Below are 21,294 nucleotides of genomic sequence, written 5' to 3'. Positions count from 1 at the left end.
GCCTCCTACTTCTTGCCGGACCGCTTGGCGCGGCGCACGTCGGTCAGGGCGTCGTCGACCCGGTCGGACACGTAGCCGGACAGCTGCGTGCCGTCGTCCAGGACGAAGTACAGGCGCGTGCCGTTCAGGCCGCTGGGTGCGGTCGGGCGGGCGGTGCCGGAGGTTGCCGGGACGACTCGGGCCGGGGCTGCCGCGGCGCCCATGCGGGCGGCCGCGGACTCGATGGCCGGACCGGCGGCGGCCATGCCGGCCACCAGGCCCGCCCCGAGGTCGGCACCGGCCCGCTCGCCCTTCCTCGAGGGAGAGTGCGCGTCGATGCCCTTCTTGGAGCGGATCGCTCTCACGGCACCGGCGCCCAGCTTGGCCATGGCCGCCTGGATCTCCTTCTCCTGATTCATCAGCCCAGTCAGGAAGCCCTTCGCGGCCGAGCCACCGGCGTCGAACATCGCGTCCGCCATCGTCCGGCCGTAGGACGTCGACAGCTTCGCGCCGCTCTTCGCCATGGCGTTCAGCTGCTTGATCTGCCCCGAGTTGGCCCCGCCCAGGATCCCGGCCAACTGGCTGTCCGGGCCCATGGCCACCAGCTGGCTGATCAGGTCCTGGGACAGGCCCTTCTTGGACAGGCCGGCGATCGTCTTCTGGAAGCCGGCCAGCGTGTTCTGGCGCGCCTGCATGCCGCCCAGGACATCGCTGATGCTGGTGGCCTCCGCCAGGTTGGACAGCCCCAGGTAGTCAGCGGCCGTCTTCTTCTGGTCGGCGGCCGCCGTCTTGGCGGCGGCGATCCGGCCGGCGACGCCGTCACGCTGCTTGGCCATCGCCTGCAGCTTGGCGGAGACCTTCCTCACCGAGGACAGCAGCGACTTGCCGCCGCCCGCCGCGGAGAGGTCCTTCACCAGCTCCTTGGACGCCTTGGAGATGTCGGCCGCCGAACCGGTCAGGCTCTTGCTGAAGTTGCGCAGGTCCCCGGGGATGTCCTTGCGGGCCTTGGCCCGGGTGGCGGCGGTGCCCTTGGCGAAGCCGCGGGCGCCGATGCCCTCCCACATCCGCAGCGAGTCGGCGTGGTTGAACACCTGCTCGCCGCCCCGGAAGCGCACCAGCTCCGGGCCCTGCTCGCCCACCCAGGCGATCTCCCCGGCGCGGGGCTTGCCGCCGTCGGCGTAGCCCTTGGCCGCGAGACCGTACCGGTGGGTGAACAGCGAGTCGCGGTAGGAGCGGGCGCGCGGGCCGACGATCACGCCGTCCCCGCCCCTGCTCTCCACGTTGACGCCGTTGATGGTGCCCGCGGTGTGGCCCACGCCGCTGTTCGTGATGCCGATCATGAACGGGGAGCGCTTGTTCAGCACCCAGCCGGGCGGGGCCGTGGCGCCGGAGAAGGCGCCGGTGGCCCACCGGCGGTGCGGCTTCTGCCCGCGGATCACGGACTCGATCGCGGACATGAATCCGGAGCAGTCCCAGGAGGGGTTGCCGTTGCCGCCCCACTGGTAGGGCTTGCCGTGCTGGGTGCGCGCCCAGGACAGGGCGCCCTTGAAGCCCTTGCCGCCGATGCCGGCGGCCTCCAGCTTGCTGTCGGCCTTGCCGGAGTAGCCCAGGATCGTCTTCATCATCCGGCGCGGGATGCCGGAGATCATGTCCCGGTACACCGACGACGATCCGGCGATGCGGTCGATGAGCGGCTCGACGACGCTCTTCAGGCCCGCCTCGGCGGAGGCCTTGACGCCGTCCTTCAGCCAGCCCACGCCCGTCTTCGCGAGGTCGACGCCCTTGGACGCCGCACTCTTCACCCAGCCGAAGATGCCGCCCTCGGCGAAGCCGCCCTGGTACTGGGCGAGGGACTGGCCGCGCATCGCGGCCCGGTTCACCGCGAACAGCCGGGCCCGCTCATACGGGTCGCGCATCGCCTCGGACACGTAGACGCCCTCGCCCTTGCGCATGGGCACCAGCTGGTCATCGCCCTGCCGGTACGAGGACATCCCCGGCAGCACGCCGCCCCGGGCGAAGCCCTTGATGGGGTCCAGGGTGGGGGCGCCGAAGACGTCCGCCACCTTGTTCCACACCCGCACGATGCCGCCGTTGTAGACGGTGTCGATGATGAACTTCACCGGCGTCTTGGCGATGCCCTTGACCTTGTCCCAGGCGGTCTTGATGCCGCCGCGGGCGGTGTCGAAGGCGGCGGCGACGCTGCGGGTGGCGCCCTTCAGCCGCTCGAACACGGGCTTGATCCCGGTGGTGTAGACGGTCGAGATCACGGACCGGATCGCGGAGAACGCGGGCTTCACGCCGCGGTCGTACAGCCACTTGAACCAGCCGCCGACGGTCTTGAGCCCGGCCGTCAGCCACCCGAACACGACCTTCGCCCCGGCCCAGACCAGCTTCGCCCCGGCGGTGATCCACCCGAAGACGGGCTTCACGGCGTTGCGCCAGAGCCAGGAGAAGACCGCGCCGAGCGCGCGCACGCCGGCCATGAAGAGGCCGAAGACGACCTGTGCCCCGGCCCAGAGGAACTTCGCTCCGGCGGCGATCCACCCGAACACAGGCTTGATGGCGTTGGACCAGAGCCAGGAGAAGACCGCGCCGAGCAGCTTGACCGCAAGGTAGATCGGCCCGAACACAACGATCGTCAGGATGGTGGCGAGGATGCGGGCGCCGGTGTCGATGGCGGAGAACACGGGCTTCAGCACGGTGTTCCACAGCCACGACGCGGCCGCTCCGACCCAGCGCAGCCCGGCCATGAAGCCGTCGACCATGGGCTTGATGCCGTTGGTCCAGAGCCACATGGCGCCGGTCTTGATGGCCTCCCAGACGCCCATGACGATCGCGCGGAAGGTCTCGGACTTCTTCCAGGCGATGACCAGCGCGGCGCCGAGGGCGACCACGGCGATGGCGACCAGGACGAAGGGGTTGAGGGCCATCACGGCGTTCAGCAGCGCCTGGGCGGCCGCCCAGCCCTGGGTGACAAGGGCGATGCCGCGGCTGGCGAGCGAGTAGGCGGACATCACGCCGATGACCGCTCCGGTCACCAGGGCCTGCGCGGACAGGGCGAGGGTGACGCCGCCGATCAGAATGGCCAGCGGGGTCAGCCAGATGCCCCACTCCTTGAACCAGCGGATCGTGCCGCGCACCGCGTCCGCGGCGCCGGCGAAGACGGGCGCCAGGCGGTCGGCCAGCCACATGGTGACGTCCTTCACGGGCGGCACCACGTCGTTGTTCAGGAACGCCCCGAACCGCATCAGGGGCGGCAGGGCGTACTTGCCCACGGCTTCGCCCAGGGCCATCAGGGCCTTGCGCTTGAACTGCTCGAACTGCGCGCCGGCGTTGTTGCGCAGGTCGTTGCCGGCCTTGTTGGCCGCGCCGCTGACCTTGCCCAGGCCGTCGACGGCCTTGGACGGGTCGAGGCTGAAGAGGGCTTGGCCGAGGTCCTCGGCCTTGGTGCCGAACAGGCCGACGGCGGCCGCGTTGCGGTCGACGGGGTCCTTCATCGCGCGCAGCCGGTCCAGGACATTCTGCAGTCCCTTGGCCGCTCCGGCGCCGCCCTTGGCGAACAGGGCCGTGGACTGCTCGGCGTTCATCCCGAGCAGCTTGAACGCTTCCGCGGAGGCCTTGGAGCCGTCCGTGGTGCGGATCTGGAACTCCTTTAGCGCGTCGGCGACGGTGTCGGTGTCGCGCGCGCCGGCCTTCATGCCCTGGGCGAGCAGGCCGGTGGTGACCTTCACGTCCAGGCCCAGGGAGCGGAAGATCGTGGAGTACTCGTTGAACGTGTCCATCAGGTCATCGGCGCGGGGGCCCATGATCTGGAAGCCGCGGGTGATGGTGTCCAGGGCTTCCTTGCTGTTCTTCGCCAGGCCGGTCTTCATGATCTGCCCGGCGGCGTTGGCGGCCTGGCCCAGGTCGACCTCGAACAGCGTGGCCACGTCCTGGACGTTCGTGGCGATGGTGGCGAGTTGCTTGGTGGTGGCCTTCTCCGGGGCCAGGCCCGCGGACATGATGGCCTTGACCGCTGCTGCGCCCTCGTCGATGGACTCTGTCACGGCGCCCGCGTAGAGCTTGCCCGCGGCGGCGCCGGCGGTCTTGGCCTCCTTGGGCGACAGGCCCAGCTGGGCCTTCAGCTTGCCGGTGGCGGCCTGCTTCTCCATGGCCTCCTGCAGGCCCTGGGCGACCAGAACACCCGCCGCCGCGCCGGCGGCGAGTGCTCCGGCCTTCATCTTCCCGGACAGGCCCGCCATGAGGCTTTCGCCGCCCTGCTGGCCCGCCCGGGTGGCGGACTCGCGGACCGGCTCTTCGAGCTGCTGGCGCAGCTCGCGGCGGAACTCCGCCATGGACGGCAGGACGTCCAGCCACACGGATGCAGCGCGGGGCATGGATCTCACCCCTTCTCTGCGTGTTCAGGTGTCACCTGGGCGACCAGGCCCTGGTACCAGGAGCGGTCCGCCGCGGCCTGCCGGGCGGCCTTCTTGGCTCGCTTCTTCTTCGCGCTGCGCTTCTCCGGCCGCCAGACCTTCTCGGGGTAGGGCTGCGGGGCGTCTTTCTCCCCGCGGTTGGCGTTGCGGAAGTCGGTCAGCAGCATGCCGATCTGGTCGACGAGGTCGGCCAGGCGGAAGTCGGCGTACTGCAAGGGGTGGCCTGCCACCCTGCGGGCCAGGGCCCCGTTCGGTGGCAGGCCTTCCACCAGCACGCGTAGCTCGCGCAGTGTGGTCTCGCCGCGCCAGTACTCCCGGATCGGGCGGCGCGGCGCGTAGTGGTGATTGAGGTCGGCCTCGACGGCCTCGGGATGGGGCCCGAGGACGTCTAGGACCGTGTAGGGCGCTTCCTCACCTGGTCCTGCATGTCCTGCTGGATGCGCAGCATCAGCAGGGCGATGTCACCGTCCTTGTGGCCGGCGGCGCGGTACTTCTCGTACTGCTCCTCACCGAGGATGGCCACGGCCTTGTCGTGGGCGTTCTCCGCCCCGTCGACACGCTCGTCCCACTCGTCGTCCGTGAACAGCGGGTGAGGGAAGGTGAGGACGTCGCCGGCGTCGGTCTCGAACTCGACTTCGGCGCCGCCGACGGCGTCGGTCATCTGCTGCTTCACCTCGGAGAGGCGGTAGCGCTTCTTGTTGGGCTTGCTCATGGCTCTCTCGTCTCGCTTCTGGGTGGCCGGTGGGTGAGCGGGTGAAGGCACGGCAGACGCAGGGCTCACCCGGGTCCGCGTCTGCCGTGCCGGTTTGCGGGGGGCTGTCACGCGCCGCCGGCCGTGGTGGTGGTGACGGTGACGGCGGGGCTGGTGCCGCCGGTCAGGCCCGCTGCGGAGGCGGTCATCTGCGGAACGTCCTCGCCGTCATACTGGCCGCCGAAGGCGACGTCGACGGGCGTGCCCGGGTGGGGTCCGCCGGTGCAGGTGACGTCTCCGTCGGTGATGTTCGACAGGGCTTCGAGGGCCGACTGCACGGTGGCCGCGGTGGCGTTGTAGGGGATGCCGGCGGTGGTCTGCCCGGAGAACGTCAGGGTGTAGGTGCCGCCGGTGGGGCCGCCGGTGATGGTGACGCGCTGAACCTCGTCGGACAGCGGGGCCAGGTCACGCCAGCCGGGGCCGTCGATCCAGGTGAGGGAGTCGGTGCCGAGGTCGTCGTCGATGTACGCCTGGTAGGTGACGCCGCGGGAGATCTCGGACGTGCGGGTCCACTGCTCGTCCTCACGCCCGGTGCGCAGCGCGCTGGGGAAGTGGCGGACGATGTAGATCGGGTTACCCGTCTTCTTGTTGAGGTCCTGGGCGATGAACAGCAGCCGCCGGTAGCGGGTGGGCGGGGTCTTCGGCCGCGACCAGGTCCACGTCTCCGTGCCGAGCTCCGGCAGCGAACCGGTCCCCGATAGGGGCAGGTTCTCGTACAGCGCGACTGCGGCGGCGTTGGTCTCCTGAGGGACCCACGCCGCGGTGGCCGTGTCGGTCTCCACGTCGGAGCGGGTCGGGGAGGCGGACTGCCCGGACTCCACGTCGCTGTTGGACAGGTCGCCGGAGAAGGTGACGCCGTCGGTGGTGGTGAAGCCGACCGGCAGGTAGGCGCCCCCGCCGGGCGCCGTCTGCAGAACGCCGGCACTGTCGAACGGTGCGGTGACGGGCGGCGCGGACATGTCGGCCGCGAAGATGGCGTACTTGAGGGCCTTGCGGATGAGTGACTGGCGGAGCTCCGCCATCGCGGTGAAGTCGGCGGCGACCATGCCGCCCCCCTTCCATGACGAAGCCCCCACCACGCGGTGGGGGCTAATGGTTGGTTGCGCGTCAGGCGGGCGCCTGGGCGCGGCTGGTGAGCCGGTAGGTGGCGACCGCCCGGCGCAGGGCCGGGTTGCCGTAATCGACGGGTGCTGGCCGGCTGTCGGTCGAAACGCTGTCGATGACCAGCGCGCCGACGTACTGCCCGGCGAGGGCGAGCATGCTGGTGTGCACCCGGCGGGCCAGGTCCCACATCGCTGTGCGGGTGCCTGCGAACGTCTCGACATCGATGAGGGTCACCGCGCTGGTGCCTTCCTCGCCGCCGCCGGGGGTGACCTGCACCTGCACCAGGGGCAGCTTCTTGTCCAGGTCGGCGGGCAGCTCGTTGGTGATACGCACGCCCGTGTGCCTCGAGCGCAGCCACACGGCGGTGGCCTGCTCGATGTCGCCCCAGTCGTGCTCGGGCCAGCTCACGAGGGGTTCGCCCGGTCGCGGAAGATGGTCTCCGGGGTGACGCCGGCGGCCCGGCCCAGCACGCGGCGGCGCTGGGTGTTGCTGCTGCCCCACTCGTGGTCCGGCGCATCATCGCGGGTGGCCTCGACCTTGGCGACCGGCCGGCCCGATGGGCGCGTCTCGTCCGAGACGCGGATCTCGGAGGCGAAATCGTCGTCGATCTCGGCAGCCGCGATGGTGCGGGCCCGCGCGGCGATCTCCTCGGCCTTGTTGTGCAGGGCAGCGCGGACTTCCGGATGCCGCATGATCTGCTCCAGGCCGCGGTTGTCCCACACGATGCGGACTCTGCTCATCCCGTGTACTCCTTCAGCACGGCCGTGGTGTGAGCGAGGAACGGGCTGACGGACCTGGCCTTGCCCGGCTTGCCGTCGATCTCGTACTTGTCCTCGCCCACCTGGATCAGGTCGGTGGCCTTCAGGTCCATGTCGGGCGGGCCGAAGAACTGCCAGCGGGAGACGATGTGGTCGGACGCGCTGGTCAGGTACTCGGCCGAGTCGAGCGGCTGCACCGAGCAGTTGGCGACCTCGACCGGGGTGCCCTCGACCCAGGCGTCGTTTCCGCGGTCGTCCTCCCCGTACTCGCGGGGGATGTGCAGGACTGTATGGTCCAGTAGCGGGGACTGGCCGAACAAGGGGTCACCTCCCGAAGCGTGAGGTGAGCGCTGCCGCGGGCCGGTAGCGCTTCAGCTTGTCCTTCTCCACCTCGGCCAGCGAGGTGGCCAGCGTCTCGGACGCGAATGTCACCGCCCGCTGCCCGGTCGACTCCTGCCGCAGGTTCTTCGGGTTCACGCACGCCCGCGCGGTCACGTCGAGGACCAGGCCCACGACCTCCATCGGCACGACCGGCCAGCCGAACGTCCACGTCACCCGCGCGCGCCTGCAGGTACGCCACCGGTGCGCGGCGAGGAGCTGCACGCTGTCGCCTTCCAGGCGCCAGTCGGTGTCCTCGGTCAGGCTCTGGCCGTCCAGGGCGACGTCGCCGACGGACTGGACGGGCCCGGCGAGCAGGATCCGGCCGTCCTCGATGAGCCGCCAGGCCGTCAACGTCCGCACGGTGAACGTGGTCTTGGCCTCGCGCCGGACCATGTCCGAGGCGATGTCCAGGGCCAGGTTCACCGTGTTGACGGGAGCGCTGCCCCGCGGCACCTGCAGCCAGTCCTCGAGCTGTGTGAGGGTAGCCAGCGGAGGCAGCGCCATCTCAGCTCCCCTTGACGGACGACTCGCCCGTCTCGATGTTCCGCTCGACGGTCACCTCGGTCCCGTCCGGGCGGGTCGCGGTGTACGTCTCCGTGCGGGGCTTGGACTCGGCGGTCTTCTTCGCCACGCGCTTGGGCAGCGGCACGACGGCGTTGACGGTGCCGTGCCCGGCCCGCGCGGCCGCGCCCTTGTCCGGCGTCGCGGAGCTGGCGCGCTCGTCTGGGTCGGTGGTGTCCGCCGGCCCGTCGCCGGGGGCGGTGGTCGACGGGGCGTCGAGGTGCTCGTCGAGCCGGGTCTCCGTCGGCGTACCGGTGTTCTTGCTGGATGCGGCCATGGGGCCGTCTCCCTTCAGGGTCAGGCGGCCAGGACGCCGCGGAGTCGGGCTGCGGCCTTGCCGCCGAAAACAGCGAGGCCGGTGTAGAACTCGATGCGCGTCCGGTACGCGGGCTTCTCCTGCAGCTCGCCCAGGTCGTAGGCCTGGACGCCGCCGTTGGTCAGGCCGGTGACGGCCTTGTCGCCCTCGTCCTGGCCGAACTTGACCGCGTAGATCGAGGACGCGACGGAGCTCGATCCCTGCGTCTCGGTGCGCGGCAGGATGTCGGCGCCGGCCGCGGTCTGGCCCGGGTCCAGCAGCGGGATGCCGTTGAAGGTGGCGATCATCTTCTGGGTGAGGGCCTCGCGGACCATCTCCACGCCGCCCAGGCGCCGCGCCGAGGACTTGATCTTGGCGATCACGGAGCGGTTGGCGTAGATCGCGCCGTTCGATCCGTTCAGGCCGTCGACCTGCGCCACGAGCGCGTCGAGCAGGTCGAAGAAGTCGTGCCCGCCGGCGACCGGGCCCATCCCGTTGGTGGCGGCGTCGATGACCTGCGCACCGACCAGGCGCTTCTTCAGGCCGTCGAAGCTCTTCGGGTCCACGGCCACATCGCCGTTGAAGAACGTGTCCTGGAACTTGTAGCTGGCGGCCTTGACCTTCATGCGGGTCTGCACCGCGCGCTGGTCGTTGAGGTTGCCGCGGGTGCGGACGATGAACTTGTCGACATCCGCGTCGCCACCGAGGATCACCAGAGACTCGCTCTTCTGGTTCACCGTGCCGGTGGACTCGGTGTACGCCTCGTTCACCGAGCGGAACGCCACCCCGGGGAGGGTAGCCTCCTCGTTGTAGGCGTAGGCGTTGCCCTCGATGTTGAGGAACGGGATGCGGTCCAGGATCGCGGACTCCTGCACGAACGTCTCGATGACGCCCCTTTGCAGGTTCGTCTGGGACAGCTTGGCTGCCTCGACAAGGGTGACGGCCACGACGGGCCCCCTTTCGTAGGTAGGCCCGTCGCGCGGGCCGGGTTACTTGGTCTTGGACTCGGTGGCGTAGGCGTGCTTCAGGCGCCCCAGCCCGGGCTCGACGTCCGCCGGCGGGGTGGTGTGGCCGCCGCCGCCGACATCGCCCCAGCCCTGCCCGGCGACGCCGAGGTAGGGCTTGTCCTTCAGCAGGTCCTCGATCGCCTTCTTGATCTGCTTGGCGTCGGGGTCGCCGTCCTCACCGATCTTGATCTTGGCGAGGTCGATGAACTTCGGGGCGTCGGACGGGTCGGCGAGCTTCCCGGCCGCGGCCGCCTTCACCTCGGCGCGGATCAGCCGGGCGTTGGTGTCGGCGGTGAGCTCCTCGCGCAGCTCCTTCTTGATCGCCTCGACGTCCGGCGCAGGATCGCCCTTGCCGTCGCCGCCCTTGCCCTCACCGTCCTTACCGGCCTCCGGCTTCGGCTTGCGCGACAGTCGCGCCTCGAGCTCGCGCACCCGGGCCTCGGCCGCCTGACGGGCATCACGCTCCGTCTGCAGGGCCTTCTTCCCGGCTTCGCCCAGCGCGCCGTCGCCACCGTCCCCGGAGCCGCCGCCGTCCCCGGAACCCGAGCCGGAGCCGCCCCCACCACCGGCACCGGCACCGGCGCCGCCGCCGTCACCGCTTCCGGATCCGGAGCCGGCGCCGGCCCCTCCGTCGGCGTACAGGTACGGGTCGAAAGGGCCCGTGCTGTAGGGGTGGGACCAGCCGCCGCCGATGACGGCCAGGGTGTTCTTGCGTGTGCGGAGCATCGCGCTCCTCCTTCGGTGTTCCGCGCGGCATCGCGCCGCGCGCGCCCGGGCCTCGCGCCCGGGAAGTCAGTAGATGTAGCCGTGCAGCTTCAGCAGCCGCAGCTGGTGGTCGCGGTCGTCGGCCAGGCGCAAGATTTCCTCCGGCATCAGCCTCGGCCGCTTGGCGATGCGGTACCGCTCGCCGGGCACCTTCGAGGCTCCGGCGTCGATGGTGAGCCGCTTGCCGGCGATGCCCCGCACGGTGGTGCCCTTGGTGGTCGCCTGGACCTTCCGGCCGTGGACGGTCATGGTCTGCATGCCGCGCCGGGCGTTGACGACCTGCGCAAGGTCCGCGCCCTTGTCGAGGGCGTCGACCGCGGCCGCGCCGAGTCGGCGCCGCTTCTCCTCCGGCGTCATCTGCGCGACCAGCTGCTCGGGGCTGGGAACGTCGCCCCATCGCTCGATGTCGATGGGGTCCATGCCGCAGTCGCACTTGGGGTGCCGCTGAAAGCCGGTGCTGTAGGAGTACTGGCGGCCGGCGAGGATGATGCACCGGCCGCACGCCGGCAGCTTCACGACGCGGACGTAGGCGATGCACCGGCGGTGCGTCACCATCGCCACCTGGGTCGCGGCACGGGAGGTGTCGGCGACCTGGGTGGCGACCATGCGGGCCATCTGGTTCATGCCCGCCAGCAGCGCGGTGCCCGGGTCGGCGCCGGCCGCCAGCGTCGTGTACGTCGTGATGGCCGGCACGTACAGCAGGCTCGTCAGCGGCCGCCCGTCGGAGGCGACGCCCACGAGCGCGCCCGGGTCGACCTCGGCGGCCATCCGCGCGGCCGCGCCCCGCTCGGCCATGGCCTGGCCGACGAACGCCTGGGCGCCCTGCGCGGCGGTGAGTTGCCCGGCCACCACGGCGTCGAGGATCGCGGCGCCCTGGTCGCCCTGCAGGGAGGCCAGGATGTTCTCCGCGGACAGGCCCGACCAGATGGACTGCACGCGGGCGACGACGGCCAGGGCGAGGGCCTGCACCTGCCGGTACCGGGCGTCGGCGACGTCGCTCATGCCGCCTCGGCCTCCGGGTCCTCCTCGGCGCCCTCGTCGCTCTCCTTCGGGCCGAACGCTCCGAACGCCGTGGCGGCGGCCGCGGCCGCTGCGGCGGCCTGCTCGTCGCGCAGCCGGATCCACTCCTCGACCTGCTCGGGCCGCACGCCGGGGATCATCCGCCACAGCGCCTCGTCCGGCACGCCGAGCGCCTTGTACTTCGTCAGGGCGTCCGCGTACTGGGCGACGGATCGGAACTGCGCGTCGCGCCACACGGTGCGGCCCATGGCGAGGGAGGCCGCGCGGGTGCGGTCGCCGGCGGCGAGGGCCTCCAGCCGGACGATCTCGCGTAGGTCGGCACCGAAATAGAGCTGTTTGTCCATGGCCTTGGCGACCAGCCCGGACTCGGCGGACTCCAGCGCGTCGGCGGCGATGTTCGCCATCTCGCCCAGCAGGTACTGCGGCGGGGTGCGGGTCTGGGCGGCGATGTGCCGCACGCACTGGCTGATCACTTTCAGGTAGGCGTCGAGGTCGGCCGGGGAGAACTGGGCGATCCTCGCGCTCTCCTTGGACAGCCACAGCAGGCGGTCTTTGGAGTACTGCCCCAGGGGCACGTCCTCGACGTCGAGGATGTCGCCGGTCTCGGGGTCGATGATGTCCTTGGTGGGCCGGTCCATGCCGAGGACCACGCGCTGCGGCAGCGCGGCGAAGTCGGCGCCGGTGAACAGGTGCGCCCACAGGGTGTTCACGCCGTCCTGCAGCGGCGCCACCTGGGCGATCTCCGAGGTCGGTTTGCCGTGCAGGCGGGCCCGGTTGGCGATCTCCACCAGCGGCACCTCGTCGCCCATGGGGTTGGCCATGTCGACCTGCTCGGAGCGGCGCAGCCCGATCGTGCGCGTGACCCATTCGCCGCCGCCCACGGTGCGCTGACGGCGGTAGACGGCGGCAGGCCGGCCCTCGAGCGCGCGCACGAACAGGGTGGCGAACTCGTGGCTGCCGTCCGACCAGACGCGCAGGCCTGCACGGCGCACGCCGCGGCTGCCGGGCACGTAGTCGACGATGGCCTGCCCGGCGGGGATGAACGTGATGTCGGACTCGCCGCCCGGGTTCCACACCATGGCGTGCGAGCGGGCGACGACCAGCGCGTCCAGCAGGGCCAGGCCGACCTCGACGTCCGCGCGGGTTCGCTTCCACGCCTTCATCGCTTCCTTGTCGGAGGTGCCGTCCTCGCCCTCGAAGTCGATGACGGCCAGGCGCTCGCGCAGGGTGTCCGGCACGGTCTTGCACCAGTTGTCGGAGAAGTCGTCGAACAGGCCGCCCACCTGCTCGGAGAACTCCGGGCTGGCGAAGCGCAGCGGCCGGTCTCCCTCGTACAGGGAGTTCCACTCCTGCACCTTCGTGTCCCGCTTGTTCAGGCGGGCGCGCAGCTTGCGGATCATCGTCTCCGGGCTGTCCGTGTCGGCCAGCCGGTTCTCCGTGTCGGTGAACACTGCGCCCCCTTCCTGCGCCTCAGGCGCTGTCTGCGGTGTCCCGGATCTGCTTGCGGCGCAGGTAGCCGTCGACGGCGAGCACCAGGGCGGCGATGCCGTCGATGCGCGATGTGGACTCGTCGCGCTTGGGCTTGACCGGGCGGATGTTGTCGTTGCCGTCGCGGATGACCTCGACGCAACTGGCGTTCCAGCGCATGACCTTGTGGCCGTCGTGGACGAACGCCCGCTCACGCAGCAGGCGTTCGGTCTCCTTGGCCGGGGGTCCCATGCCGAGGTATGTCTGCGACACGGGCAGGACCTCGCCGATGCGTGGGTTGGCCTCGATCCGCTGCAGCGAGCCTCCGGCGAACATCCGGTCATAGCTCACGCGCTGGATCCGGTAGGTACGCGAGTCCGCCAGGATCTGGTCCTCGATCGCGGCGTAGTCGATGGCGTCGCCCTCGGTCAGCGTGAGCAGGCCGGCCTCGGCCCACTCCCGCAGCGGCACCTGCAGCTGGTGCGCGAGGTCGTCGCACCGCTCCTCCGGCACCCAGAACCTCGGGATGATCTCCAGCTCTTTGCCGCGCTGGCGGGACTTGATCACCAGCACCCACGCGGACAGGTCGGAGACGGCCGACAGGTCCAGGCCTCCCCATGCCGGCTGGAACCGCTGGCGCCGGGCCGGTGTGAGCTCTCCGGTGTTGGCGTCCCACAGCGGCATAGGGATCCAGCGGACCTTCGAGCGCATCCGCCGGTTCAGGTGCAGCCGGCAGAACGTCGGGAAGTAGCTGGGCGTGACCTTGGCCTTGGCGGCCTCCTTGCGCAGGTACGCCAGCGTCGGGCTGACGCCCAGGCCCGGGTTGGCCTTGTGCCACGTTTCCTCGGCGAACGGGTCGTCGTTCTCCTCGGCGGCCCAGATCACGCCGTAGTGCAACGGGTCCTCGACGACCAGCTCGGCGACGCGCACGGTGTACGTGTGCTTCTCGTCGTAGATGGTGCCCTCGTCGCCTTCATCGGCGGTGGTGATGAAGATGATGAGCGGCTGGTCGCGGGCGCCGGTGCCGGTCTCGATGGCGTCCACCAGGTCGCGGGACTTGTGGACGTGCACCTCGTCGATGACGCCGCCGGACACGTTCAGGCCGTGCGCCGTCTCAGCGATCCGTGACAGGGCGCGCAGCACGCCGCCCGTGCGGGGGGTGAGCAGCGCGGCCGCGCGCGGGTCCACCCGCCCGCGCACGGCCCGGGACGTCTGGGCCATGCGCTTGGCGTCGTCGAACACCCGGCGGGCCTGCTCGAGGGAGCCGGCCGCCGCGTACACCTCGGCGCCGATCTCACGGTCGGCCAGCAGCAGCGTCAGCGCCGCGCCGGACGAGATGGTCGACTTGCCGTTCTTGCGGGGCACCTCCACCCACGCGGTACGGATGACGCGGACCGGCCGGCCGGCCTCCTCGTCGTCGTACAGCCACCCGAAGACCGGCGCGATGACCCACACCAACTGCCACGGGGCGAGCAGCAGCGCGGTGCCGCCCCACCGGCCCTTGGTGTGCTTGAACGACTCGATGGCGTGCTTCGCCCGCCGCGCGGCCGGCACGTCGAACCACGCCCCGGGCTTCAGGTGCGCCTGGTGGGCGACGACCAGCGGCCTGGACGCGAGGGCCTCGGCGATCTCGTCGTCGCTCATGCCCAGGGCGTGCAGCGCGGCGCGCGGCACCGGCAGCTCGTCGGCCTCGTCCTCAAAGGTGAGGTGGTACCGCTCAGTCGAAGACGGATCCGTCGTCGTCATCGTCCCCGCCCTCCGGCGGCGCGATCCGTCCGCGCGCGCTGGGACTCAGGCCGAGCTCACCCACGTACGCCTTCAGCTGCGTGCGGTACTGCGCCGCGACTGTGGTCAACGGGTTCTTGCACGGGCCGCGCTGCCCCATGGTGATCAGTCCCTCCACCGACAGGCGCCGCTCGCACCACTCCAGCCGTGCCACGCACACGCAGTAGTCCACGGCCACCGACCGGTCGACGCCGGCCAGGCCGATCGCGCGCTGCAGGACGGGGATGACGGTGGCCCACTCGCGGGCGGCCGCGGCGCGGCCGGCGTCGGAGGCCTCGGCCGCCAGCTTCAGCCGCATCCATGCGGCGACCTCGTCCTTGTACTCCTGCAGCTCCAGGTCGTCGGCGCCGCGCGGGGCGCGCGGCTTGCGCCCTACCTTGATCTCGGGGAAGTACTCCGTCCAGTCCGGCTCGGCCAGCTCGCTCGGCGGGACGCGGGAGCCCTCGCGTACGGGCCGGTGGCCGGGGTTGCCCTCGCGCACGACCTGCAGGGCGGGCTTGGGCTTGCGTCCGGGTACGGCCATGGGGGTCTCCCTCCTGCAGGGGCTACTCCTCGGGGAGCCGTTCGGTGTCGGAGGACAGGCCGAAGCCGAACGGCTCGGCCGGCCCGGGCTGCGGGGGTGGGCAGCGGGGCGCGTCGGCGAGCAGCCGGCGGGCGGTGCCTTCGGCCGCCTCGAGCGTGGCGGCGTCCTCGCCGTCGACGACGATCTCAACTCGGTTGTCACCGTGTGTGACGGTCAGTCGCACGGTCGGGGCCTCTCTTCCCGTGATCAGAACCCTGCGATTCGCGGGCGCAGGATTTTCCCTCCCCGGCGGGTGGCCTCCGGGCCCTGGGGGGAGTCACCCCCCAGGGGCGGGCGCCGGCGAGGGGGGCTGAGCTACGAGCGGGGGCAGCGATGCGTTGCTGTGGGTGATGTCGGGCAGCGTCTCGCCGTCGTCCAGCGGGCCGTACAGAACGGTGTCGATGGCCGCCTGGAGCGCTGCAAAGGCCAGGGAGTGCTCGGCGAGGGCCTGAGCGAGCGTCGCGCGGGCCTCGGCCACGGCCGCATCAGTGTGCAAGGCCGCCAGGCGCGCCTGTGCGAGTCGTTCAAGCTGCTCTGGGGTCGGCTGATGAGTGATCACCGGGCGTTCCACCCTCCGGGTTGATGGCGTGCGGTCTCGGACGAGTGACAAGGCACGCAGAGCGGCCTGAGGTGCTTGTCTGCGTCGGGGTCGGGCTCGCCTCGGGCTACGAGGTCCTTGCGGCTCACGGGGTAGTGGTCCGCGGTCTTGGCTGGGCGTCCGCACAGCACGCACCACGGATGGTGGTACAGGTAGTTGGCTCTGCGCCTTGCCCATCTGCTGTCGTATCCGCGCTCTGAGCTGCTGCCCCTGATCTGCTCAGCCTGGCGTGTGTGCTTTTCGCATCTGCCCTGCGTGACTGTCTCGGGGCATCCGGGTACGGAGCAGGGCTTACGGGGGCGGGAGGGCATGGGGGTGGGCCTGAGGGGGCGTAGGGGTGGGCCTGAGGGGTTGGGGTACGCCTGCCTCGGTGAGTAGCTTCTGCGAGACGTCCCGCATGGCCTGCCTCATCCCCAGCATCTCGTCGACGAACTCCGGCCCGTAGACCGCTGCCTGCCGAAGCACTGGGTCGTCCACCAGGGTGAAGCCTTCGTCCAGGACCTGGTAGGCGTTGGTCATGCCGAGGATGGCGCGCTGGGGTACGTGGAAGTACTTCAGCTCGGCTCGGTAGCGGGCTACGCCGTCCTGGTCTCTGCGCAGGAGCTGGGCTAGGGCCTTGTGCGGGGTCGTGTGCAGCGGCATGTGTACGACCTTCCTGTGCGGCGGTGTCCGGGGGCGGCGTTGGAGGGTGGCCGCCCCGGGTCTGCGCGTTCCCGGGGCGGCCTTTCCCCTCCACCCCTGCCGCCGGGGTGGCTTGTGGGTCAGGTGCGGTCGGTGTCGACGAGGCGTAGGGCGCGGTCGCGGGTGGCGCGTTCGGCGCGGGCGAGGTCGCTGCGGTTGTAGAGGGGGTGTCCGCGTTCGTCGAGGCCTCGGGGGGTGAGGTGGCCGCGGTGGGCCCAGGAGCGGATCGTGGTGGGGGTGACGGCGGCTGCGCCGGCGGAGACGAGGCGGCGCCAGGTGGTGGCGAGCTGGGCGGCTTCGGTGGTGGTGAGGTGGGTCATGGTCACCTCCTGTGTGCATGCCGCGGCCCCGGGGCCGGGGGGATGGGCGCCGGGGCCGGATGGGCACACGTGTTCTGCTGGCAGCAGTGTTGCGCTAAGTCACGATCTTGTCCAGCGGTGAACTACGAGACGCGGCGGCCCGCCCCTGTTCAGGTCAGGGGCGGGCCGTGTGAAGCGTCGACCGGGACCAGTCGAGTGCCGAGACGCAGTGTGGCATGGGGCTCTGACAGTGGGGTGTCAGGCGGCGGTGTCGGTGGCGGTCTGGTGGGAGTGCAGGTACGCCGCGGCGTACTGCTCGTAGGCCTGTGGGTCGAGTTGGTGGCCGCAGGTCTTGCACAGGATGTCGGCCTGGCCGTCGATGGCGACGAGGTCGAAGGTGCCGCACTGGGGGCAGGGCGCTGCGCGGTCGTGGGTGTGGGGGGTGGCGTGGGTGAGGTCGAGGATGCGGGCGTTGAGGTCGCCGAGCTGGCGGTGGAGGTCGCCGATCCAGGGCTGGGTGAGGGCGTAGGGGAGGTAGCGGTTGAGCCAGGTGCACCAGCCGGTGATGGTCTCGCCTTCGCGGGGCCAGGCCTGTTCGCAGGGGTGGATGTGGGTGGTGCCGTGGGGGTCGCGGGTGACGGCGGGGTGGGTGTAGGCGATGTAGCCGGCCCAGCCGCCGAGGAATGCTCGGATGGGTACGGTGCCGTCGTCGTCGGGGTGGTTGGCGTCGGGATGGCCGGGGCCGAGGAGGGTGAGCACGCGCAGGTCGACGGGGATGGGTGCGGTGGCGCGGCCGGTGCCGCCGAGGCGCCCCGTGGCGGGTGCGCTGGTGGGGGTGAGGAACTGGCTGAGGAGGCGGGCCTGTCCGGGGAGTTCGGCTAGCCACAGGCGCAGCTCGGTGGCGTGGCGTGGGCAGGCGTGCAGGCCGGTGTCGGTGGTGCGGCGGCAGATGGTGCAGTTACTCACGGTCGGCTCCGGTGGTGTTGCGGCCGCAGGTGTGTTCGGCGCCGTCGGTGCGGAACCCGGCTTCGCAGCAGTCGCGTTGCCGGCGGGCGAGCTCCTCGAGCGCGGCTGTCTTCTCCTCGGTGTGGGCGGTGACCTCGTCGTGGAAGGCCTGCAGGGCCGTCTCGCCTTCCTGGTGGCGGATCTGTGCCTGGAGCGACCCGATGGCCTCGGCGAGGGCGCAGCGCGGCACCAGAGCGTTGACGCGTTCGGTCTTGGTGGGTTGGGAGCGGTGGGAGCCGATCAGGAGCAGGTAGACGGCGGGTTGGCCGTGGGTGCAGAAGGAGTCGGGGGTGTTCTGCACGCCGGTCTGGTGGACGAGGAGCATGTCGGTGGGGTTGACGAACTGGAAGTTGACCATGGGGGTCTCCGGTCGGTGGGCGTGGGTCATGTGTACTGGCGGGTAGGGGTGGGTGTCTCGCGCGCCTGCGATCGCGCGCGCGGAACGCAGGCGCGTGTGCGCGCGCGAGGCGATGGGTCAGTCTTCGGCTGGGTGGCGGGTGGTGGGTAGGGCGTAGATGGCCTGGCATATGGCGAGTTCGGCGGCCGTTTCGCGAGCCTGCTCGCGGGCGTGGGCGCGGCGGGTTCGGTAGGCGTCGGACCAGGTGGCGATGCGGGTGATGATGCGGTAGATGCCGATGGCCAGGAGGGCGATGAGGACCAGGGCGATCAGGGCGGCGGTGCCGCCGATGGCGGCGACGCCGGTGACCTGGCTGGGGGTCATGCAGGGCGGGGGCGGGGTGGCAGTCATCGGGTGGCTCCCTTCTGGCGGGTGTGGAGGTTGGTGAGGCGGCGGGTGGTGTAGTCGCGGGCGGCCTCACGGGTGATGAAGACGGTGGCGGCGGACCCGGTGGCGGCCCACCACCATTCGCCGCGGGCGGCGCAGGCGATGGCGGAGCCGGCGCAGAGCAGGGCTATGAGGGCGGCCCCGGCGATGGCGCGTCTGGTGGGCATGCGGTGCTTCCTGAGGTCGGGGGCGATGGTGAGGCCGCAGGCGTAGAGGTGCTGGTCGATGTGGGCGGCGAGGGCGTCGGGGTCGAACGGCTTGACGGGGTCGGTGGTGATCCACCAGCTCCACAGGGCGTCAGCGACGACGCGGCGGGCGTTGATTATGCGGTTGGTGCTCATCGCTGCCACCTGACGGGCCGTACGCCGCGGGTGGTGCGTCCGGCGGGCGGCCGCGGGGTGCGGGGTGCCGGGGCGGTGCAGGTCGTCAGGTGGGGCATGTGGAGGTGCTCGTCGTTCTCGGGGGTGGGGCGTTCGCGGGTGAGCTGGCGGGTGAGCCAGCGGCCGGTGTGGTCCTGACGCACGGCCTGGTTGCCCTGGTCGTCGCGCTGGGGGTTGACGGCGAACGGCACGCGGCCCTTGGCGGTGATGCACCACAGCACCTCGGCGAGGCATCTGGGGCAGTGTCCTGGGCCGTTGGGGGCGGGCGGGCGCGGTATCGGGTAGGGCATCGCAGGGGGCGTCCTTTCAGGCGGTGGTGGTGTCGGGTGGCAGGAGGTGGGCGTGGTCTCCGGTCCAGCGGTTGCGGTAGGTGCGGGCGGCGTCCTGGGGGCGTTCGCGGGCGACGAGTGCTCGCCAGCCGCCGGCGGCCGGTGGCGGTCCGATGCGGCTGGGTGTCGGTGGCCCGGGTGGGGGTGGGGTGGCGCGGGGTGGCGGAGCGGGACGTCGTGGTGGCGGTACGGGCGCGTGAGCGGCCGGGGTGGGGCGGTGGTCGGCGCAGGCCTTGCAGGGGGCGCCGGTGTGGCGCATGAAGCCGCGGTTGCAGTCGGTGAGTCCGCAGGGGCCGGGGCGTGCTGGGAGGGCTGCGCCGAGGAGCCAGCGGCCGGGGTCGGTGAGTTGCTCGTGGGGGGTCCAGGCGCGCATGACGCGCAGCTGGTCGGTGAGGTCCTCGGGCAGGACGCCGGCGTCGAGCTGGCGGGTGACCTCGCGGCCGATGCGGCGCAGGACGAACGGCCGCACGCCGGGCAGGAGGTCGCGTACGGGCTCCAGGACGGCCCACACGGCTGCGGTGAGGGTCACCGGCTCCCGAACGCCCGTACGGGGCGCAGCGGGGCGTGCAGGGCCGTTTGTGGTGGCCTGCGGGCAGGGGGCAGGGCGGAAGGTGGCAGCGACCGAAGCGACCGAGGAGACGGAGTTATCCACAGGCGGCGCGACCCACTTACGGTCACCTCGCCTACGGCGGAAAGCCCCACCGGCCTGCGTGGTGCTCTCGTCTGTCAATCCAGTGTCTTCCTTAGACGCGAGGGATCCGCCGATCGTGTCCGGACCCGATCCGCCATCTGTGTCCGGTCGGGCGGGCTCGTCGTCGACCGCGTGCAGGGGTGAGTCGTGGACGGTGTAGAGGTGGCGGCCGTGGGTGCCGGCGCGGCGGTGGACGGTGATCCAGCCGAGCGCCTCGAGCTCGTCGACCAGGCGGCGGGCGGAGCGTTCGGTGACGCCCAGGAGCTCGGCGAGCTCGGCGGCCGTCACCGGGGTGCGGGTGGCGGTGGCGTAGGTGAGGGCGCAGTACAGGACGAACAGCGGGCGGCGCAGCGTCTTGACCGCGAGGACGGGCACGTAGGCGAAGTGCTCGCCGCGCTGGACGTCGCGGCACCAGCGCTCGCCGCTCTCGCCGTCGCCGGCGGCGTCGGTGTGACGGATCGTGTGGAGCTCGGGTTCGCCGTCGGGGCCCGGGGCCGACAGCTCGGCCAGGTAGCGCTCGGCGGTGCGCTTGGCGTCGCCCATGTAGCCGGCGAGGGTGGCCACGGTGGCGCGGCAGCGTTCGGCGCGCTGGGCCAGGGCGGCGACCTGCGCCCAGTAGGCGATCGCGCCGTGCGAGTAGGCGCCGCTGCCCCACACGCGCTTGGGGACCTTCACCTTCTGCTTCAGCCAGGCTGGGGCGTACTCGTCTGCCCGCGCAGCACCACCGGCCTCGCCACAGACGTGGCGAGGCTCGGTAGCGGCAGCGGGCAGGAGCAGCATCAGGCAGCCGGCCCCTGGCAGTGCGTCTCGTGCAGCCGGGTGCGCTGCTTGGCCATCCGGCGCTGTGCCGGGTCGGTGACGTTGATCTCGACGACGACCTCGTCGCAGTGCGCGCAGACGTACGGGAACGGGACCTCACCGCGCATCGCCTTGCACACGCCGCAGGCGCAGGTCGAGGCGTGGCCGGCGAGGATCGGCGCGCCGGCCTTGTTGCGGCGCACGGTCTGGCTACGGCGCTTGTGCCTGCTCTTCGGCATCGGCTGCTCCCTCGTCGTGGTCGGGGACGGTGTAGGTGGCGCCGCACGGGCCGGTGCGGATGCCGGGGCCTGTGTGGCGGTGTAGGTGGCCGCAGCCGCCGGGGCCGTCGCAGCGGACGGTGTACTCGGTGCGGCCGGAGGTGACGATCGGGTCGGCGGTCACGGCCGCGGGGCCGCCCCAGCGGGGAGGGTCGGCGGGCAGCAGCGGTAACTGCTCGCCGCTCACCTCTCTGCCTCCGGGTGCGTTGGCCCGGGGTCGGCGGCCTGGGCGGCGGGTGAGGGGAAGGTCAGGGTGATCGGGCGGGCGATGTCCGTGGGGTGCCAGGTCTCGGCGGCCGGCCGCTGCAGGAACCCGGCCGTCTCCAGCACGTGCATGGAGATCCGGGCCTGGTTGAGGTTCAGCCGGGCCCGCTCGGCCACGCGGCGGGCCTTCTGCGGGCCGTCGGGCGGCAGGTAGCCGGCCGGGCCCGCGCTGTGCGCGAGGACCAGGGCGACCAGGCGGGCGTACGGCCTGAGGGTGCTGGCCATGTCGGCCGCTTCCCACCGGGCGCGGTCGAACGCGGGCCGCGGCCGCGGGGCCATGGCGGCCGGGGACGGTATGGCTCTGACGGGTGCTTCGGTCATCGGTTCCTCACAGGTG

At 71.6% G+C, this 21,294-nt stretch carries 28 protein-coding genes; all 28 read right to left on the bottom strand.

The genetic code is table 11. The annotated features are described in order from the left end of the window. Window positions 1–5: 5 nt before the first annotated feature. The 28 genes from ACH4C6_RS07645 to ACH4C6_RS07510 all read right to left on the bottom strand — a co-directional run bounded on the left by ACH4C6_RS07645 (window position 6) and on the right by ACH4C6_RS07510 (window position 21,278). Window positions 6–4,355, bottom strand: a complete 4,350-nt coding sequence (locus ACH4C6_RS07645) for a phage tail tape measure protein (RefSeq protein ID WP_398107594.1) — start codon at window positions 4,353–4,355, stop codon at window positions 6–8. Window positions 4,356–4,360: 5 nt separating this feature from the next. Next, complete coding sequence (locus tag ACH4C6_RS07640; protein ID WP_398107593.1) at window positions 4,361–4,669, bottom strand: hypothetical protein; 309 nt, start codon at window positions 4,667–4,669, stop codon at window positions 4,361–4,363. 113 nt (window positions 4,670–4,782) lie between these two features. Further along, a complete protein-coding gene (locus ACH4C6_RS07635) occupies window positions 4,783–5,106 on the bottom strand; it encodes a hypothetical protein (protein ID WP_398107592.1) in 324 nt (107 codons plus the stop codon). 107 nt (window positions 5,107–5,213) lie between these two features. Then, entirely contained in the window at window positions 5,214–6,191 is a 978-nt protein-coding gene (locus ACH4C6_RS07630) for a hypothetical protein (protein ID WP_398107591.1), read from the bottom strand. 61 nt (window positions 6,192–6,252) lie between these two features. Then, complete coding sequence (locus tag ACH4C6_RS07625) at window positions 6,253–6,657, bottom strand: hypothetical protein (RefSeq protein ID WP_398107590.1); 405 nt, start codon at window positions 6,655–6,657, stop codon at window positions 6,253–6,255. Next, a complete protein-coding gene (locus tag ACH4C6_RS07620) occupies window positions 6,654–6,989 on the bottom strand; it encodes a hypothetical protein (protein WP_398107589.1) in 336 nt (111 codons plus the stop codon). Before ACH4C6_RS07620 ends, ACH4C6_RS07625 begins: the two co-directional genes overlap by 4 nt. Continuing rightward, window positions 6,986–7,327, bottom strand: coding sequence for a hypothetical protein (locus ACH4C6_RS07615; protein WP_398107588.1), 342 nt, complete (start codon window positions 7,325–7,327; stop codon window positions 6,986–6,988). The genes ACH4C6_RS07620 and ACH4C6_RS07615 overlap by 4 nt, the downstream gene beginning before the upstream one ends. A gap of 4 nt (window positions 7,328–7,331) precedes the next feature. Next, a complete protein-coding gene (locus ACH4C6_RS07610) occupies window positions 7,332–7,892 on the bottom strand; it encodes a hypothetical protein (protein ID WP_398107587.1) in 561 nt (186 codons plus the stop codon). A 1-nt stretch (window position 7,893) separates the two neighbouring features. Next, the gene (locus ACH4C6_RS07605) at window positions 7,894–8,226 is read right to left on the bottom strand and encodes a hypothetical protein (protein WP_398107586.1); all 333 of its coding nucleotides are present in this window, start codon (window positions 8,224–8,226) and stop codon (window positions 7,894–7,896) included. Window positions 8,227–8,246: 20 nt separating this feature from the next. Continuing rightward, window positions 8,247–9,191 (bottom strand): major capsid protein, encoded by a 945-nt coding sequence (locus tag ACH4C6_RS07600; RefSeq protein ID WP_398107585.1) that lies wholly within the window; start codon window positions 9,189–9,191, stop codon window positions 8,247–8,249. A gap of 42 nt (window positions 9,192–9,233) precedes the next feature. Then, complete coding sequence (locus tag ACH4C6_RS07595; RefSeq protein ID WP_398107584.1) at window positions 9,234–9,977, bottom strand: hypothetical protein; 744 nt, start codon at window positions 9,975–9,977, stop codon at window positions 9,234–9,236. Window positions 9,978–10,043: 66 nt separating this feature from the next. Then, entirely contained in the window at window positions 10,044–11,018 is a 975-nt protein-coding gene (locus ACH4C6_RS07590; RefSeq protein ID WP_398107583.1) for a hypothetical protein, read from the bottom strand. Beyond that, window positions 11,015–12,487: a phage portal protein gene (locus tag ACH4C6_RS07585; protein WP_398107582.1), complete on the bottom strand. Its 1,473-nt coding sequence runs from the start codon at window positions 12,485–12,487 to the stop codon at window positions 11,015–11,017. Before ACH4C6_RS07585 ends, ACH4C6_RS07590 begins: the two co-directional genes overlap by 4 nt. Before the next feature lie 19 nt (window positions 12,488–12,506). Further along, the gene (locus ACH4C6_RS07580) at window positions 12,507–14,249 is read right to left on the bottom strand and encodes a terminase large subunit (protein ID WP_398107581.1); all 1,743 of its coding nucleotides are present in this window, start codon (window positions 14,247–14,249) and stop codon (window positions 12,507–12,509) included. Next, on the bottom strand, window positions 14,221–14,811 hold the full coding sequence (locus ACH4C6_RS07575; RefSeq protein WP_398107580.1) for a P27 family phage terminase small subunit: 591 nt from the start codon (window positions 14,809–14,811) through the stop codon (window positions 14,221–14,223). Before ACH4C6_RS07575 ends, ACH4C6_RS07580 begins: the two co-directional genes overlap by 29 nt. Window positions 14,812–14,833: 22 nt before the next feature. Continuing rightward, entirely contained in the window at window positions 14,834–15,034 is a 201-nt protein-coding gene (locus ACH4C6_RS07570; protein WP_398107579.1) for a hypothetical protein, read from the bottom strand. 93 nt (window positions 15,035–15,127) lie between these two features. After that, window positions 15,128–15,346: a hypothetical protein gene (locus ACH4C6_RS07565; RefSeq protein WP_398107578.1), complete on the bottom strand. Its 219-nt coding sequence runs from the start codon at window positions 15,344–15,346 to the stop codon at window positions 15,128–15,130. Between the two features lie 393 nt (window positions 15,347–15,739). Then, window positions 15,740–16,090 carry a hypothetical protein gene (locus tag ACH4C6_RS07560; protein ID WP_398107577.1) on the bottom strand — a complete coding sequence of 117 codons (351 nt, stop codon included), beginning with the start codon at window positions 16,088–16,090 and terminating at the stop codon, window positions 15,740–15,742. 119 nt (window positions 16,091–16,209) lie between these two features. Further along, window positions 16,210–16,449: a MerR family transcriptional regulator gene (locus ACH4C6_RS07555; protein ID WP_398107576.1), complete on the bottom strand. Its 240-nt coding sequence runs from the start codon at window positions 16,447–16,449 to the stop codon at window positions 16,210–16,212. 237 nt (window positions 16,450–16,686) lie between these two features. Next, window positions 16,687–17,394, bottom strand: coding sequence for a hypothetical protein (locus ACH4C6_RS07550; protein ID WP_398107575.1), 708 nt, complete (start codon window positions 17,392–17,394; stop codon window positions 16,687–16,689). Then, window positions 17,387–17,791, bottom strand: a complete 405-nt coding sequence (locus ACH4C6_RS07545) for a hypothetical protein (protein WP_398107574.1) — start codon at window positions 17,789–17,791, stop codon at window positions 17,387–17,389. Before ACH4C6_RS07545 ends, ACH4C6_RS07550 begins: the two co-directional genes overlap by 8 nt. 117 nt (window positions 17,792–17,908) lie before the next feature. Continuing rightward, a complete protein-coding gene (locus ACH4C6_RS07540) occupies window positions 17,909–18,181 on the bottom strand; it encodes a hypothetical protein (RefSeq protein ID WP_398107573.1) in 273 nt (90 codons plus the stop codon). Next, window positions 18,178–18,558, bottom strand: a complete 381-nt coding sequence (locus tag ACH4C6_RS07535; RefSeq protein ID WP_398107572.1) for a hypothetical protein — start codon at window positions 18,556–18,558, stop codon at window positions 18,178–18,180. Before ACH4C6_RS07535 ends, ACH4C6_RS07540 begins: the two co-directional genes overlap by 4 nt. After that, window positions 18,555–18,887, bottom strand: coding sequence for a hypothetical protein (locus tag ACH4C6_RS07530; protein ID WP_398107571.1), 333 nt, complete (start codon window positions 18,885–18,887; stop codon window positions 18,555–18,557). The genes ACH4C6_RS07535 and ACH4C6_RS07530 overlap by 4 nt, the downstream gene beginning before the upstream one ends. A gap of 16 nt (window positions 18,888–18,903) precedes the next feature. Further along, window positions 18,904–20,292, bottom strand: a complete 1,389-nt coding sequence (locus ACH4C6_RS07525; protein WP_398107570.1) for a helix-turn-helix domain-containing protein — start codon at window positions 20,290–20,292, stop codon at window positions 18,904–18,906. A 104-nt stretch (window positions 20,293–20,396) separates the two neighbouring features. After that, window positions 20,397–20,654 (bottom strand): hypothetical protein, encoded by a 258-nt coding sequence (locus tag ACH4C6_RS07520; RefSeq protein ID WP_398107569.1) that lies wholly within the window; start codon window positions 20,652–20,654, stop codon window positions 20,397–20,399. Continuing rightward, window positions 20,626–20,880 (bottom strand): hypothetical protein, encoded by a 255-nt coding sequence (locus ACH4C6_RS07515; protein WP_398107568.1) that lies wholly within the window; start codon window positions 20,878–20,880, stop codon window positions 20,626–20,628. The genes ACH4C6_RS07520 and ACH4C6_RS07515 overlap by 29 nt, the downstream gene beginning before the upstream one ends. Continuing rightward, window positions 20,877–21,278, bottom strand: coding sequence for a hypothetical protein (locus tag ACH4C6_RS07510; RefSeq protein WP_398107567.1), 402 nt, complete (start codon window positions 21,276–21,278; stop codon window positions 20,877–20,879). Before ACH4C6_RS07510 ends, ACH4C6_RS07515 begins: the two co-directional genes overlap by 4 nt. Window positions 21,279–21,294 lie beyond the last annotated feature (16 nt).

Source organism: Streptomyces sp. NPDC017943, assembly GCF_044328425.1.
Lineage (GTDB): Bacteria > Actinomycetota > Actinomycetes > Streptomycetales > Streptomycetaceae > Streptomyces > Streptomyces djakartensis_A.
The sequence above is the reverse complement of the archived record's forward strand: the minus strand, read 5'-3'. Positions and strand labels throughout refer to the sequence as shown.

What these genes read in the sequence shown, in the direction of transcription:
- ACH4C6_RS07645 (WP_398107594.1), bottom strand. Translation starts at nt 4,355, where the DNA reads ATGCCCCGCGCTGCATCCGTGTGGCTGGACGTCCTGCCGTCCATGGCG.
- ACH4C6_RS07635 (WP_398107592.1), bottom strand. Translation starts at nt 5,106, where the DNA reads ATGAGCAAGCCCAACAAGAAGCGCTACCGCCTCTCCGAGGTGAAGCAG.
- ACH4C6_RS07630 (WP_398107591.1), bottom strand. Translation starts at nt 6,191, where the DNA reads ATGGTCGCCGCCGACTTCACCGCGATGGCGGAGCTCCGCCAGTCACTC.
- ACH4C6_RS07620 (WP_398107589.1), bottom strand. Translation starts at nt 6,989, where the DNA reads ATGAGCAGAGTCCGCATCGTGTGGGACAACCGCGGCCTGGAGCAGATC.
- ACH4C6_RS07610 (WP_398107587.1), bottom strand. Translation starts at nt 7,892, where the DNA reads ATGGCGCTGCCTCCGCTGGCTACCCTCACACAGCTCGAGGACTGGCTG.
- ACH4C6_RS07605 (WP_398107586.1), bottom strand. Translation starts at nt 8,226, where the DNA reads ATGGCCGCATCCAGCAAGAACACCGGTACGCCGACGGAGACCCGGCTC.
- ACH4C6_RS07595 (WP_398107584.1), bottom strand. Translation starts at nt 9,977, where the DNA reads ATGCTCCGCACACGCAAGAACACCCTGGCCGTCATCGGCGGCGGCTGG.
- ACH4C6_RS07590 (WP_398107583.1), bottom strand. Translation starts at nt 11,018, where the DNA reads ATGAGCGACGTCGCCGACGCCCGGTACCGGCAGGTGCAGGCCCTCGCC.
- ACH4C6_RS07580 (WP_398107581.1), bottom strand. Translation starts at nt 14,249, where the DNA reads ATGACGACGACGGATCCGTCTTCGACTGAGCGGTACCACCTCACCTTT.
- ACH4C6_RS07575 (WP_398107580.1), bottom strand. Translation starts at nt 14,811, where the DNA reads ATGGCCGTACCCGGACGCAAGCCCAAGCCCGCCCTGCAGGTCGTGCGC.
- ACH4C6_RS07560 (WP_398107577.1), bottom strand. Translation starts at nt 16,090, where the DNA reads ATGCCGCTGCACACGACCCCGCACAAGGCCCTAGCCCAGCTCCTGCGC.
- ACH4C6_RS07555 (WP_398107576.1), bottom strand. Translation starts at nt 16,449, where the DNA reads ATGACCCACCTCACCACCACCGAAGCCGCCCAGCTCGCCACCACCTGG.
- ACH4C6_RS07545 (WP_398107574.1), bottom strand. Translation starts at nt 17,791, where the DNA reads ATGGTCAACTTCCAGTTCGTCAACCCCACCGACATGCTCCTCGTCCAC.
- ACH4C6_RS07540 (WP_398107573.1), bottom strand. Translation starts at nt 18,181, where the DNA reads ATGACTGCCACCCCGCCCCCGCCCTGCATGACCCCCAGCCAGGTCACC.
- ACH4C6_RS07535 (WP_398107572.1), bottom strand. Translation starts at nt 18,558, where the DNA reads ATGAGCACCAACCGCATAATCAACGCCCGCCGCGTCGTCGCTGACGCC.
- ACH4C6_RS07530 (WP_398107571.1), bottom strand. Translation starts at nt 18,887, where the DNA reads ATGCCCTACCCGATACCGCGCCCGCCCGCCCCCAACGGCCCAGGACAC.
- ACH4C6_RS07520 (WP_398107569.1), bottom strand. Translation starts at nt 20,654, where the DNA reads ATGCCGAAGAGCAGGCACAAGCGCCGTAGCCAGACCGTGCGCCGCAAC.
- ACH4C6_RS07510 (WP_398107567.1), bottom strand. Translation starts at nt 21,278, where the DNA reads ATGACCGAAGCACCCGTCAGAGCCATACCGTCCCCGGCCGCCATGGCC.